The sequence below is a fragment of the Williamsia sp. Y712 genome (genome assembly GCF_059445525.1).
Genome location: NZ_JCAIUN010000004.1, coordinates 83,602 through 96,170, shown reverse-complemented (window position 1 = coordinate 96,170; position 12,569 = coordinate 83,602). Strand labels below are relative to the sequence as shown.

At 65.3% G+C, this 12,569-nt stretch carries 11 protein-coding genes; 9 read left to right on the top strand and 2 right to left on the bottom strand.

The window, feature by feature from the left end:
- Positions 1 to 24 precede the first annotated feature (24 nt).
- Positions 25 to 1,317, top strand: coding sequence for a sensor histidine kinase (locus tag AC1D75_RS23635; protein ID WP_495517781.1), 1,293 nt, complete (start codon positions 25 to 27; stop codon positions 1,315 to 1,317).
- Between the two features lie 13 nt (positions 1,318 to 1,330).
- Here the strand turns inward: AC1D75_RS23635 and AC1D75_RS23630 are convergent, their stop codons facing one another.
- Positions 1,331 to 1,876 carry a GtrA family protein gene (locus tag AC1D75_RS23630; protein WP_495517780.1) on the bottom strand — a complete coding sequence of 182 codons (546 nt, stop codon included), beginning with the start codon at positions 1,874 to 1,876 and terminating at the stop codon, positions 1,331 to 1,333.
- A gap of 84 nt (positions 1,877 to 1,960) precedes the next feature.
- Between AC1D75_RS23630 and AC1D75_RS23625 the strand changes: the two genes are divergently transcribed.
- Together AC1D75_RS23625 and purE are read left to right on the top strand one after the other, a co-directional pair.
- Positions 1,961 to 3,310: a 5-(carboxyamino)imidazole ribonucleotide synthase gene (locus tag AC1D75_RS23625; protein WP_495517779.1), complete on the top strand. Its 1,350-nt coding sequence runs from the start codon at positions 1,961 to 1,963 to the stop codon at positions 3,308 to 3,310.
- Positions 3,294 to 3,836 (top strand): 5-(carboxyamino)imidazole ribonucleotide mutase, encoded by a 543-nt coding sequence (gene purE, locus AC1D75_RS23620; RefSeq protein ID WP_495517778.1) that lies wholly within the window; start codon positions 3,294 to 3,296, stop codon positions 3,834 to 3,836. The genes AC1D75_RS23625 and purE overlap by 17 nt, the downstream gene beginning before the upstream one ends.
- A 56-nt stretch (positions 3,837 to 3,892) precedes the next feature.
- Here purE and AC1D75_RS23615 read toward each other — a convergent pair whose 3' ends face one another.
- Positions 3,893 to 4,717, bottom strand: coding sequence for a dienelactone hydrolase family protein (locus AC1D75_RS23615; protein WP_495517777.1), 825 nt, complete (start codon positions 4,715 to 4,717; stop codon positions 3,893 to 3,895).
- Between the two features lie 168 nt (positions 4,718 to 4,885).
- Here AC1D75_RS23615 and AC1D75_RS23610 point away from each other — a divergent pair, with 168 nt between their 5' ends.
- The 6 genes from AC1D75_RS23610 to AC1D75_RS23585 all read left to right on the top strand — a co-directional run bounded on the left by AC1D75_RS23610 (position 4,886) and on the right by AC1D75_RS23585 (position 12,557).
- Positions 4,886 to 6,046 carry an acyl-CoA dehydrogenase gene (locus AC1D75_RS23610; protein ID WP_495517776.1) on the top strand — a complete coding sequence of 387 codons (1,161 nt, stop codon included), beginning with the start codon at positions 4,886 to 4,888 and terminating at the stop codon, positions 6,044 to 6,046.
- 62 nt (positions 6,047 to 6,108) lie between these two features.
- On the top strand, positions 6,109 to 7,311 hold the full coding sequence (locus AC1D75_RS23605) for a sensor histidine kinase (protein ID WP_495517775.1): 1,203 nt from the start codon (positions 6,109 to 6,111) through the stop codon (positions 7,309 to 7,311).
- On the top strand, positions 7,308 to 8,024 hold the full coding sequence (locus AC1D75_RS23600; protein WP_495517774.1) for a response regulator transcription factor: 717 nt from the start codon (positions 7,308 to 7,310) through the stop codon (positions 8,022 to 8,024). Before AC1D75_RS23605 ends, AC1D75_RS23600 begins: the two co-directional genes overlap by 4 nt.
- 146 nt (positions 8,025 to 8,170) lie before the next feature.
- Positions 8,171 to 8,932, top strand: coding sequence for an ABC transporter ATP-binding protein (locus AC1D75_RS23595; RefSeq protein WP_495517773.1), 762 nt, complete (start codon positions 8,171 to 8,173; stop codon positions 8,930 to 8,932).
- Positions 8,929 to 11,394: an FtsX-like permease family protein gene (locus AC1D75_RS23590; protein ID WP_495517772.1), complete on the top strand. Its 2,466-nt coding sequence runs from the start codon at positions 8,929 to 8,931 to the stop codon at positions 11,392 to 11,394. Before AC1D75_RS23595 ends, AC1D75_RS23590 begins: the two co-directional genes overlap by 4 nt.
- 98 nt (positions 11,395 to 11,492) lie before the next feature.
- Positions 11,493 to 12,557, top strand: a complete 1,065-nt coding sequence (locus AC1D75_RS23585) for an Rv2578c family radical SAM protein (RefSeq protein ID WP_495517771.1) — start codon at positions 11,493 to 11,495, stop codon at positions 12,555 to 12,557.
- The last annotated feature ends 12 nt before the right edge of the window (positions 12,558 to 12,569 follow it).

Here is a 12,569-nt window from a genome sequence, read left to right as displayed (position 1 = left end):
GTGCGCGGCCGCATTCTCCGGTCGATGATCGGCATGGTCGTGGGCATCGGACTGCTCCTCGGCGTGCCCCTGATGGTCACCGCGTGGTGGTGGGTGGGCGACACCGCACAACAGGACCTCGACAATCGGCTCAAACGTATCTCCACAGAACTGCTCCTCCAGGAGGGTTCCGACGGCAGGATCACCGGGGCACTCGATCGGGAGAAGTTCCGCCTGCTCATCCCGGCCGAGGGCCGGTTGGTGATCACTTATCCGGTGGCGACCCCGACCGGGACCGAACAACGTGAAGTCGGGATCGGCACCGAGTTCGATGAACGGGCGGTCAGAGAATCGCTCGCCTTGGGGGAGGCCGGGTCATTGACCCTGTCTATTCCGCAGACCCAGGTGCGCAGCGGGCAGTGGGCTGCCGTGGGCGTCGTGTCGTTGGTGGTGACGATGTCGGTGATCGCCGGCGTCGTGGTCGCGGCCGTCACCGCCGGACGTCTGGCCGATCCACTCGAAGATGTCGCGGCACGCGCGGCACGGATGGCACAGGGTGACTTCGGGACCGAGGGCCGGCATTACGGCATCGACGAACTCGACCGGATGTCGTCCGCTCTCGACGCCGCGAACCGGGAGATCACCACCCGGCTCGAACGTGAGGGGCGAATCGTCGGCGAGGTGTCCCATCAACTTCGCAGTCGTCTGACCGCGATTCGGCTCCGGCTCGAGGAGTTGTCGATCCACCCCGACACCGATGTCGTCAGCGAAGCGGAAGCGGCCTTGGGACAGGTGGAACGACTGACCAACGAACTCGACGAACTGATCACCGCGGCCCGCGGCGAACAGGTCGCGATGCTCGAGCCGGTCGACGTCTCGCAGCAGGTGGCGTTGGTGGTCTCCGACTTCCAGCAGGCGTTTGCGGTCGAGGGTCGCGAATTGACCGCGCAGACGACCGGACAGGCCGCCGTAAGGGTGACGCCAACCCGGTTGCGGGAGGCGCTCGCGGTGCTCGTCGACAACGCACTGCAGCATGGTCGGGGCGATACCGTCGTCGACACCCAGGAGCTGCCCGGGAGCGGCATGATCCGTATCTCGGTGTCGGATCAGGGACCGGGCGTGACCGACGAAAGTGCACCGCACGTATTTCAGCGCGGCTATTCGGAGGGCGGTTCGAGTGGTGTCGGACTGTCGTTGGCGAGATCTCTCATCGAGGCCGATGGCGGTCGGCTGGATCTGCTGCATCGTCGTCCACCGACGTTCGCGATCGTCGTGCCCAGGTACGACGTCGAGGAAGACGGCCCGGATGCATCGAGCAGTCGCGTAGAGCCCCGGTGAATCCCGGGATCGCTCAGCTGTGCCCGAGCTCGCCGGGTGTCGGTTCCAGACCGGTGGGTACCGACTCGTCCGCGTCCAGCTCGGACTCGGGGAAGGCGAAGCGGCGCAGCGCCCAGAATCGGAATGCCATCTGGATCAGATTGCCGATGATGTAACCCAGGACGAAGTCGATGAAGACGAGCTGGGTGACATCCACCGAACTACGGATGTCGAAGAGGTTGTTGGCGACGAACAACGGGGCTGCCTGCAACACGACGCCGACGCCGCTGATCGCGAAGAACAGCATCGCCTCGTGGTGTGTCTCGCGGCCACCACGGTTCTTGAATGCCCACTCGCGATTGAGGACGTAGCTGACGATCGTGGCCAGCACACCCGAGATGATCTTGGCGACGACCGGCTTGGTGTCGAGAACGGTCAGGCTCAGCGAATAGAAGATCGCCATGTCGAGGAGCATCATCGATCCGCCGATGATCGCGAACTTGATCAGCTCGTTGTGACGCATCGCCAGCGCTCGGATCGGCGCTGGAGTACGGGACAGCAGCCCGTCGATGAATGACACAAGGATGCAGTCTACGAAATAACCACCCGCCGGAACGAATCTCCGAGCGTGTGGCCTGCCCGTGTCATTCATCCGAGGCCGAACATGACACGATTGGTAGCCGTGACGAGTGATCGAAACCCAGCCCCTGAATCGATCGTGGCAACGGCTCCGCCCGCCCCCGCCCCGGCATCGGCAGGAAGCGCCGCCGCGGCGTCCGGCAGTCGGTCGGCGGCGGTATCGGGAATGCCGGTGGTGACCATGATCGGCGGCGGACAGCTGGCCCGGATGACACACCAGGCAGCGATTGCGCTGGGTCAGCGGCTTCGGGTATTGGCCGCTTCGGCCGATGAACCCGCCGGTCAGGTGACCCCTGATCTCGTTTTGGGTTCACACACCGACCTCGACGATCTCCGGGCCGCCGCTCGCGGATGCCATGCGCTGACCTTCGACCACGAAGGTGTGCCCGTCGAACATCTCGAGGTTCTGGTCTCCGAAGGCGTCAAGGTGTTGCCGCCGCCGAGCGCACTGATCTACGCCCAGGACAAACTGGCGATGCGGGGCAAACTGGCATCACTGGGCGCCCCAATCCCGGATTACGTGGAACTGGCGGGCACCGATCCGCAGGCTCAACTCATCGATTTCGGTGACCGACATCACTGGGAGATCGTCCTCAAGACGATCCGCGGCGGTTACGACGGCCGTGGTGTCTGGCTCATCGAAAGTCGGGAGCAGGCACTCGAGGTCCTGGCGAAGGCCCCCGCTGGGACGGCGTTGATGGCCGAGCAGAAGGTGGCGCTGCGTCGTGAGCTGTCGGCGATGGTCGGGCGTTCGCCCTTCGGCCAGGGCGCGGTGTGGCCGGTCGTCGAAACCGTGCAGCGTAAGGGTCAGTGCGCTGTCGTGATCGCGCCGGCACCGTCCCTCGATCCAGATGTCGCCGCGCAGGCACAACGCCTGGCGTTGTCGCTCGCCGCCGAACTCGGCGTGGTCGGTGTGATGGCGGTGGAGTTGTTCGAAACCGAAGATGGCGATCTGCTGGTGAACGAACTGGCGATGCGGCCGCACAACAGTGGCCACTGGAGCATGGACGGCGCGGTCACCGGGCAGTTCGAACAGCATCTGCGCGCCGTGCTCGACTACCCGCTCGGCGACACCGGCACCCTCGCGCCGATCACCGTGATGGCCAACATCCTCGGCGCCGAACAGGCGCCGGAGATGTCGATGGACGAGCGCCTGCATCACCTGTTCGCGCGGATTCCGCAGGCCAGGGTGCACCTCTATGGCAAGGGCGAACGGCCGGACCGCAAGATCGGGCACATCAACGTGCTCGGCGCGGCGACCGACGACATCGACAACCCGGACGATGTGGCGCGGGTGCGGGAGGTGGCCGAACGGGCGGCACACTGGATGTCGACGGGGATCTGGACCGATGGATGGGATGTGCACGGTGAGTGAAACTGCAGGGTCGGCGTCGACAGCGTCAGGGCCGCGGGTCGGCCTGATCATGGGCAGCGATTCGGATTGGCCGACGATGGAGGCCGCCGCCGAGGCGCTCGCGGAGTTCGGTGTGCGATTCGAGGTGGGTGTCGTCTCCGCGCACCGCACACCGCAACGCATGCTCGACTACGCCAAAGATGCTGCCGGCCGGGGCCTTTCGGTCATCATCGCCGGCGCCGGTGGCGCCGCGCACCTGCCGGGCATGGTGGCGTCGGCAACACCGTTGCCCGTCATCGGTGTTCCGGTGCCGTTGAAGTATCTCGACGGCATGGATTCATTGCTGTCGATCGTGCAGATGCCCGCCGGAGTGCCGGTGGCCACCGTATCGATCGGTGGGGCCCGTAATGCCGGCCTGCTGGCGGTCCGGATCCTGGCCGCATCCGACCCGGCGCTGCGGACCCGAATGGAACAGTTCCAGGCAGACCTCAACGACATGGTCCTGGCCAAAGACCAAGCGCTGCAGGACAAACTGCTCGGCGAATAGTTGGTCTTGTCGTGCGTGTGGTTGTGGCGATGACCACCCGGTCGATGCCGCAGCAACTACACGCTCGACAACAACTTGCGACGGAACAGGTCGAGGACTTCGTCGAGGGCCTGCCGGGTGGGTTGGCCGGGTTCGTCGATGAGGTGTTCGGTCAAGGCCGAGTGCGGCGGCATCGGTGACGGCCCGGCTGCGCTGTCGTCGAGTTCGATCGCCACAAACGCATCGCCGAGCTGTTCGCGCAGAAACTCGAAACGCTTCGGCGGAGATATGTGGTCGCCCTTGAATCGGACACCGAGTACCTGAAGTCCCTTGGCGCAGCGGCCTTTGACGGTGTCGAGCTCGCCGGGTGGGATATCGATATTGCCGGCCAGTGCGTTGATCGGCCGAAAAGGTAGCGACGGTTGGGCGAGTACGGGTGCCAGCAGTCGTTCGTCGGTGGCCATCGCCAATGCGAACCCGCCGGTGAAACACATTCCGATCGCGCCGACGCCCGGTCCGCCGCAGCGACCGTGTTCGTCGGCGGCGAGTGCGCGTAGCCAGGTGACGACCGGCGAGGACTTTCCGGTGGCCAGGGTGGTGAACTCGCTGCTGATACAGGTCGGGATGAGTGACGCGGCCATTTTTGCCAGGTCTGCAGGCCCGGAATTGTCGGGGTCCAGGCCGTCGATTCCGAAAAGACTGGGAAGCACTGCGGTGCAACCGATATCGGACACCTTGCGGGCGAACTCGAGGACTTTCGGAGTGATACCGGGTATTTCCGCGATGATGATCACCGCGGGGCCGTGCCCACGCCGGTAGATGGTCCTGGTCTTGCCGAAATGTGTGAAATCCGACTTCTCGAAGTCGGAGAGTGCGTCTGCCGGTGACGTCTGGCCGCTCATCTGGGATCGCCTTTCGACATGCGGGTCTTCGGGTGCGCCAAGGCTAGCTTCCGTGGGCCTGTGGCCGGGGTCGAACAGACTTCAGTTACCCGGCAGTAACTGAACCGATCGGCGGTATTAGAATTGCAGGGAAGGAAAATCGCACTGGCGCCTACTAGGAGTGTTCTGATGGCCGGCAATCCCGACTTCGATTTGTTCAAGCTCGCTGAAGAGCATGATGAGCTGCGCTCCGCGATTCGGGCGCTCTCGGAAAAAGAGATCGAACCGTACGCGGCAGACGTCGATGAGAAGGCACGATTCCCGGAAGAGGCGCTCACCGCGCTGAAGGCTTCGGGTTTCAATGCGATCCATGTGCCCGAGGAATACGACGGCCAGGGCGGTGACTCGGTCGCAGCGTGCATCGTGATCGAAGAGGTCGCCCGTGTCTGCGCGTCGTCCTCGCTCATCCCGGCCGTGAACAAACTCGGCACGATGGGGTTGATCCTCAAGGGTTCCGAGGAACTCAAGAAGCAGGTCCTGCCGACCCTCGCCAGCGGCGAGGCGATGGCGTCCTACGCGCTGTCCGAGCGCGAAGCCGGTTCCGATGCCGCGTCGATGAAGACTCGTGCCAAGGCAGTCGGCGACGACTGGGTGCTCAACGGCTCCAAGTGCTGGATCACCAATGGTGGCAAGTCCACCTGGTACACCGTCATGGCCGTCACCGATCCCGACAGGGGCGCCAACGGCATCTCCTCGTTCATCGTCCACAAGGACGACCCCGGCTTCACCGTCGGACCGCTGGAGAAGAAGCTCGGAATCAAGGGTTCACCGACCGCGGAGCTGTACTTCGAGAACTGCACCATCCCCGGTGACCGCATCATCGGCGAGCCGGGCACCGGCTTCAAGACCGCGCTCGAGACCCTCGACCACACCCGCCCGACCATCGGCGCACAGGCCGTCGGTATCGCACAGGGCGCCTTGGACCAGGCGATCGCCTACACCAAGGATCGCAAGCAGTTCGGCAAGTCGATCAGCACCTTCCAGGGTGTGGAGTTCATGCTCGCCGACATGGCGATGAAGGTCGAGGCCGCACGTCTGATGGTCTACACCTCGGCAGCGCGCGCCGAGCGTGGCGAGAAGAACCTCGGGTTCATCTCGGCCGCTGCCAAGTGTTTCGCCTCGGACGTGGCCATGGAGGTCACCACCGACGCGGTGCAGCTCTTCGGTGGCGCCGGCTACACCCGCGACTTCCCGGTCGAGCGGATGATGCGCGATGCCAAGATCACCCAGATCTACGAAGGCACCAACCAGATCCAGCGTGTCGTGATGTCACGCGCACTGCTGCGCTGAGGTTGGTGTGTCCGCCCGTGGTCTGATGCGACAGTCCGCGGGTGGGCACTAGATTGGGCGAGGTGAGCACCCAGCGGATACTCGAGCGCTGGAACAGGTTTGCCGAGCCACGACGACTCCTGCTCGATTCCCTGCTGGCCGGGGCCATCGCGCTCCTGACCGTCGTTCCCGAGCTGTGGGAAGAGATGGGCGATCGGGTCGCGTGGCGAATCCTGCTGGGTTCTGTCGCCTGCATCGCACTGGCATTTCGCCGGACGCGCCCCGATGTCGCCGGGGTGGTCATCGCAGGCGTCGCGCTGGTCCACGTTGCCGTCGACCAGAACCTGAGCCCGGCCGTCGGTTCGGCCGCTTCGATCGGTCTGTATTCGATGGCCGCCTATGGTTCGGTCCGGGGTACACGCGCCGCGTTGGTTCTCGGGATATGCGGTGGTGTGGCGGCTTCGGGCCGGTTCTTCACGGCTGCAAGAGAAGCGCCGGCTTTCAATTACAGTCTGGTCGACGCCGCATTGTTGGCCGCGTTCTCCGCCGGCGTATGGGCGGTCGGAATGCTGCGGCGGACGCGGATTCGTGAGGTCGCGACGTTGCGGGAACGAGCGCGGCTGCTCGAACTCGAGCGTGCCCAGGAGGCCGAACTCGCCGCGGTCGGTGAACGAACCCGCATCGCCCGGGAGATGCACGACATCATCGCCCACACCCTGACCGTTGTCATCGCACAGGCTGATGGCGGACGCTATGCGGCACAGCAGGATCCGGACGTGGCGATCAAGGTGCTCGCGACGATCGCCGACAATGGCAGGCAGGCGCTGTCGGATATGCGGGCGCTGCTCGGGGTTCTGCGGGATGACGGCCCGCGGGAGATCCGTGCGGTCCCGGGTATCGCCGATCTCCCGGACCTGGTGGCAACAGTCCGGTCGGGCGGGTTGCCGGTCCGGTACCGAACGGTCGGAGAACCCCGGGACGTGTCGGTGGGGTGCGGGCTGACCGCGTATCGAATCGTGCAGGAATCCCTGACCAACATTCTCAAGCACGCCGGCGACCAAGCCGGGGCGGACATCGAATTGCGCTGGGGAGATGAAGTATTGACGATCACGGTGAAAGATGACGGCCGGGGGAGTGGAGAGGCCGTCGTCGACAGTGGCGGCAAGGGCGTGCTTGGGATGCGGGAACGAGCCGAATTGCACGGTGGTTCGCTGCAGGTCGGCAACCGCGCGGATGACGCAGGCCATCAGGTGCGCGCGATTCTACCGGTGGGCGAGTCCCGATGACCGAACCGATCCGGGTCGGGCTCGTCGACGACCAGGCGCTCGTGCGGGCAGGGTTTGGCATGGTGATCAACTCACAGCCCGATATGGCGGTGGTGTTGGAGGCCGGCGACGGAGCCGAATCCCTTGCCCGGCTGACCGAATGCGACGCCGACGTCCTGCTGATGGATGTCCAGATGCCCGGTGTCGACGGAATCTCGGCGACCCGGCAGATCCTGGAGTCCGGCAGCGAAACCCCGAAGGTCCTGATTCTCACCACCTTCGACACCGACGAGTACCTCTTTGCGGCAATCGCCGCCGGTGCCAGTGGATTCCTGCTCAAGGATGCTCAGCCCGAAGAATTACTCGCGGCGATCCGGACCGTGCACGCCGGTGACGCCGTTATCGCGCCCCGCTCGACGCGGCGTCTGCTCGCACATGTGGCCGGAACCGTATCCGGGCGGTCGGACCCGGGTCCGCAGTGGACATCACGGCCGGTGCCTGCATCTCTGATCGATGCTTTGACCCCGCGCGAAACCGAAGTCCTGCAGGCGATTGCGATCGGTAAGACGAACAGTGAGATCGCCGCTGACTTCCACCTCTCCCTGGCGACGGTGAAAACGCACATCGGCAGGATCCTCGCGAAGACCGGATCTCGCGACCGGGTTCAGGTGGTGCTGTTCGCGTTCCGGACCGGCATGGTCGGCATCGACGACATTCTTCGGCTGCACGCATAGCCTCGCCAGATGCCCGACATCAGACCACGGTCTGATGCCTGGTCTGGCCCACGCGTCCTCCTGCACGCCGATGACCGGTGACAACACCCGGCAATACGTTTGTCCGGCAGGTCATTTGATTCTGCGGGTCAACGGGAGGTAGGGCAATGCCAGAAGCAGTCGCCGCGCGGGCGATAGGTGTGCACAAGTCGTACGGTGAGGGCAGTGCGGAGGTGCACGCGCTGCGCGATGTGAGTATGGATGTGCCGTCGGGGAAGTTCACGGCGATCATGGGGCCGTCTGGTTCGGGAAAGTCGACCCTCATGCATTGCCTGGCCGGACTCGACACCCCGACCTCGGGAACGGTGCGGATCGGCGAGGTGGATCTGGGACGTTGCAACGACTCCGAGCGCACGCGGTTGCGGCGGCGAGAGCTGGGGTTCGTGTTCCAGGCCTTCAATCTGTTGCCGGCGCTGACCGCGCGGGCCAACGTTGTTCTGCCGCTGACCCTGGATCGTCGTGTCCCCGATCAGGCCTGGTTCGATGAGCTCGTCGACGCGCTCGGAATCGCCGATCGCCTCGATCACAAGCCGGGTGAACTCTCCGGCGGACAGCAGCAACGCGTCGCGATCGCCCGGGCGTTGCTTGGCAGGCCCAGGCTTGTCCTGGCCGATGAACCCACCGGTAATCTCGACAGCACCTCGGGCGCGCAGGTGCTGTCCCTGCTGCGCGAGAGCAGCAGGCGCGGCGGACAAACCATTGTCATGGTGACCCACGACCCGGTTGCCGCGAGTTACTGCGATCAGGTCCTGGTGATGGCAGATGGGCGATTGGTTGATCGAATCGAATCGCCAACAGCGGATTCGGTGCTCGAATCGATGCTTCGTCTCGGTCCTGCCGCTGTGCGTACGGTTGGTGGGCCGCGATGAGGGGCTTCGCCTGGGCGCAGCTACGCGCGTACAAGGGCAGGTATGTCGCCTCCGCACTTGCGGTGGCCATTTCGGTCGCATTCGTGGCCGCGACATTGACCCTGACCGCCACGTCGACGGCCTCGATGCGTGATGCGGTGGCCGGTCAGTTCGCTGGAACCGACGCTGTGGTGGTGGTGCCCGGCGAGTTCGCCGACCGCACCGGTCAGCAGGTCGCCGCGATCGGAGGTGTCGATGCCGTGGCCGTCGACAGCAACAGGCTGGTGAGTGTGACCAGCGGTGGCAAGTCGTACAACCAGGTTCGTCTCGGCGCGATGTCGAAAGATGACGGTCTTCGTTGGCAGCAGTTGTCGACCGGTGTCCTCCCGGACGGTCCGGGACAGGTGGTCGCCCAGGCAGGCTCCAATTTTGCTGTCGGACAACAGCTGTTCGTCCGACCCGACATGGACACCGCAACCGATCGCGCCGCCACCGAGATGACGGTGGTGGGATTGCTGGAGTCCGATGGGCCCGCGGCCGGTTCGGCCCAGCTCTTTGCGTCCCCGGAAGCGGTGTCGGCGGTCGCTGCGGGGCGCGCATCCGAACGCGGGGAGGACGTGATCATCCGGACCAGGTTCGATCGTTCTGCTGATCCGATGGCAGTTCTCGACGCGATCCGGGCACAGGTCGCGTCGGTACCGGGAACCGAGGTCGTGACCGGAATCGAGGCGGCCGACAAGGTGGTCGCCCGATACACCGGAGAGAACGACCTGTTGGGAACCGTGCTGTTGTCGTTTGCCGCCATCACCGCGCTGGTCTCGTGCCTGGTCATCTCGAATACCTTTGCGGTGCTGGTGTCTTCGCGCACCCGGGAGTTGGCGTTGTTGCGCTGCATCGGTGCCGAGGTGTCGCAGGTACGTTCCGCGGTTCGTCTGGAAGCCCTGATCCTGAGCCTGGTCGCCGCGGTGATCGGGGTGGTCCTGGGTATCGGCGGGGTGGCGACGGCGACTGCCGTGGTACGGATGACGGGCGCCGAGGTACCGCTGACCGATCTCTCGATCCCGGCAACGGCGGTTGTGGTGCCGATCTTGCTCGGGGTCGTGATGACGCTGGTGGCCGCGACCGTACCGGCCCGGACGGCCACCAGGGTCTCGCCGCTGGCCGCGTTCGCCACCGGTGACGAGGGCACCGGACGTGGTCACCGCCCAGTTGTCCGCCTGTGGTGCGCAGGGGCACTCGGGGTGTCCGGCGCGGTGGCTCTGGTGCTCGGCCTGGCCCTCGGTTCGGGAGTGGTGGCCGGATTCGGTGGCGCCATGACCTTTCTCGCACTGATGCAGGCCGGCGTCGTCCTGTTCCCGCCCCTGATCCGGGGTGTCGGCACCGCAGGCGCAGGAGTGCTGCGCCGCACCGCGGCCGGACCGATCGCCGAACTCGCGGCCGACAATGCCGGAAGGTCACCCCGCCGAACAGCGGCAACCTGCTCGGCTCTGATCATCGGGATCACCTTGACCACGATGATGGTCATCGGCGCCCAAACGGTCCGGTCGAGTGCCACTGAACTCATCTCCGACATGTACCCGGTCGACGTGCTGGTGTCCTCCGGTTCGCCGCTGCCCGACCATCTCGCCGAGGCCATCGGGCACAGCAGGGGAGTCTCGGACGCAGTCGCGGTGACCCGCACGGACATTGCCGTTGACGGGGTACCGCTGACGGTGGGAGTGGTCGATACGGTCGACCTGCAGAACCTGATGCGCAGCGGCCGGGCGCCGACGTCATCGGAGCTGGCACTGACCGACGAGGATCGGCTGCTCGCGGGAGTCGAGGTCGGACAACGGGTCTCGGTGGGTTCGGGCGGCGTGACGACGACGTTGACGGTGATCGAGGGAGACAGCGGCTCATTCGCCGATCGGGCCGTGGTCGGGGCGTCGGCGTCGCCCGTACCGACCGGTGTGGCGATCCGGCTCACGACTTCGCGTGCCGACAGTGGCGAGACACTCACCGAATTACGTGAACTGCTCGCCTCCGCCACACCCGATGCGACCTTCTCCGGCGGCGTCGAGATCCGGCAGCAGCTCGATGACGTCGTCGCACTGGTACTGCGAATCGTGCTGGCGCTGCTGGCTGTCGCGGTGGTTGTCGCCTTGATCGGGGTGGGGAACACGATGGCGCTGTCGGTGATCGAACGGCGACGCGAGAATGCGCTGCTGCGGGTGATCGGTGTGAGTCGTCGCGGGGTCGCGGCCATGTTGCTGTGTGAAGCGGCGACCATCGCCGCGGTGGCCTCGGCAATGGGCGTGCTGCTGGGAATCACATACGGCCTCACCGGCGCAGCCGCGGTACTCGGCACCGATCGGTTTGCCGCGCCGGACATGCCATGGGGCGTACTGACAGGGATCGTGGTGGTCGGCGGTCTGGCCGGTCTGCTCGCGGCGGCGCTCCCGGCTCGGCAGGCATTGCGGGCGGATCCGGCTGCCGCACTGTGACATCTGGGTGTTGCGGCGCACTTTCGGCGTTTTGGGAGAACTGGCCGCTTCGGTGCCGTGGACTTGACATCGAATAGAACGGATGTTCGACTGGTCACATGCGATGGGACGGGCAACTCCTCGACGCCGAACCCGACGCGGGTGAGGACTCGGCCGCTCCGGCCCTACCCGGGCTGGAGCGGGCCGGTCTCGTCCGATCGGTACGGACACCTGACTTCGACGGCGTGACCTTCCACGAGGTCCTTTGCAAGAGTGCGCTCAACAAGGTGCCCGAGGCGTCGCAGGTGCCGTTTCGGTGGACCATCAATCCGATGCGTGGATGCCTGCACCAGTGCGTGTACTGCTTTGCCCGCGGAACACACGAATACCTCGACCTCGACGCCGGACGCGACTTCGACACCCAGATCGTCGTGAAGATGAACGTGGCCGCGGTGTTGCGAAAAGAGTTGTCGCGCAGGAGCTGGAAGCGTGAACCGGTGGCACTCGGCAGCAACTCCGATCCGTACCACCGGGCAGAAGGGCGTTATCGGCTGATGCCGGGGATCATCGGCGCGCTGGCCGATTCCGGCACACCGATGTCGATCCTCACCAAGGGGACGTTGTTGCGCCGCGACCTTCCGCTGTTGTCGCTTGCCTCGCAGCAGGTTCCGGTGTCGATCGGGATCTCGTTGGCGCTTCTCGACGAAGATCTGCGTGAGCAGGTGGAGCCCGGTGCCCCATCGGCCCGCGCGCGACTGGATCTGATCACCGCAGTGCGGGACGCCGGATTGGACTGTCATGTGATGGCGGCACCAATTCTGCCGCAGCTCACCGATTCTCGCGGGGCACTCGACGAGTTGTTCGGTGCGCTGGCGGCCGCAGGCGCCACCTCGGTGACCGCGTTTCCGATGCATCTACGTGGCCCCACCCGGAACTGGTATCTGACGTGGCTCGGGGAGAACCATCCGGCATTGATGAAGAGCTACCGTCAGATTTATGGACGCGGGGCCTACACGGCACCGGAATACCAGCGGTGGTTACGCGACCGTACAACGCCGCTGATCGAGAAGCACGGGCTCGCCGGTACCCCCGGCGATGACTCCGACGACGTCGGCCAGAACCCCCTCCGTGGAGCGTTGCCAACGCATACTCCGGTCAAAGAGCCTCAGCCCACGCTGTTCTGAGCCGTACCGGGT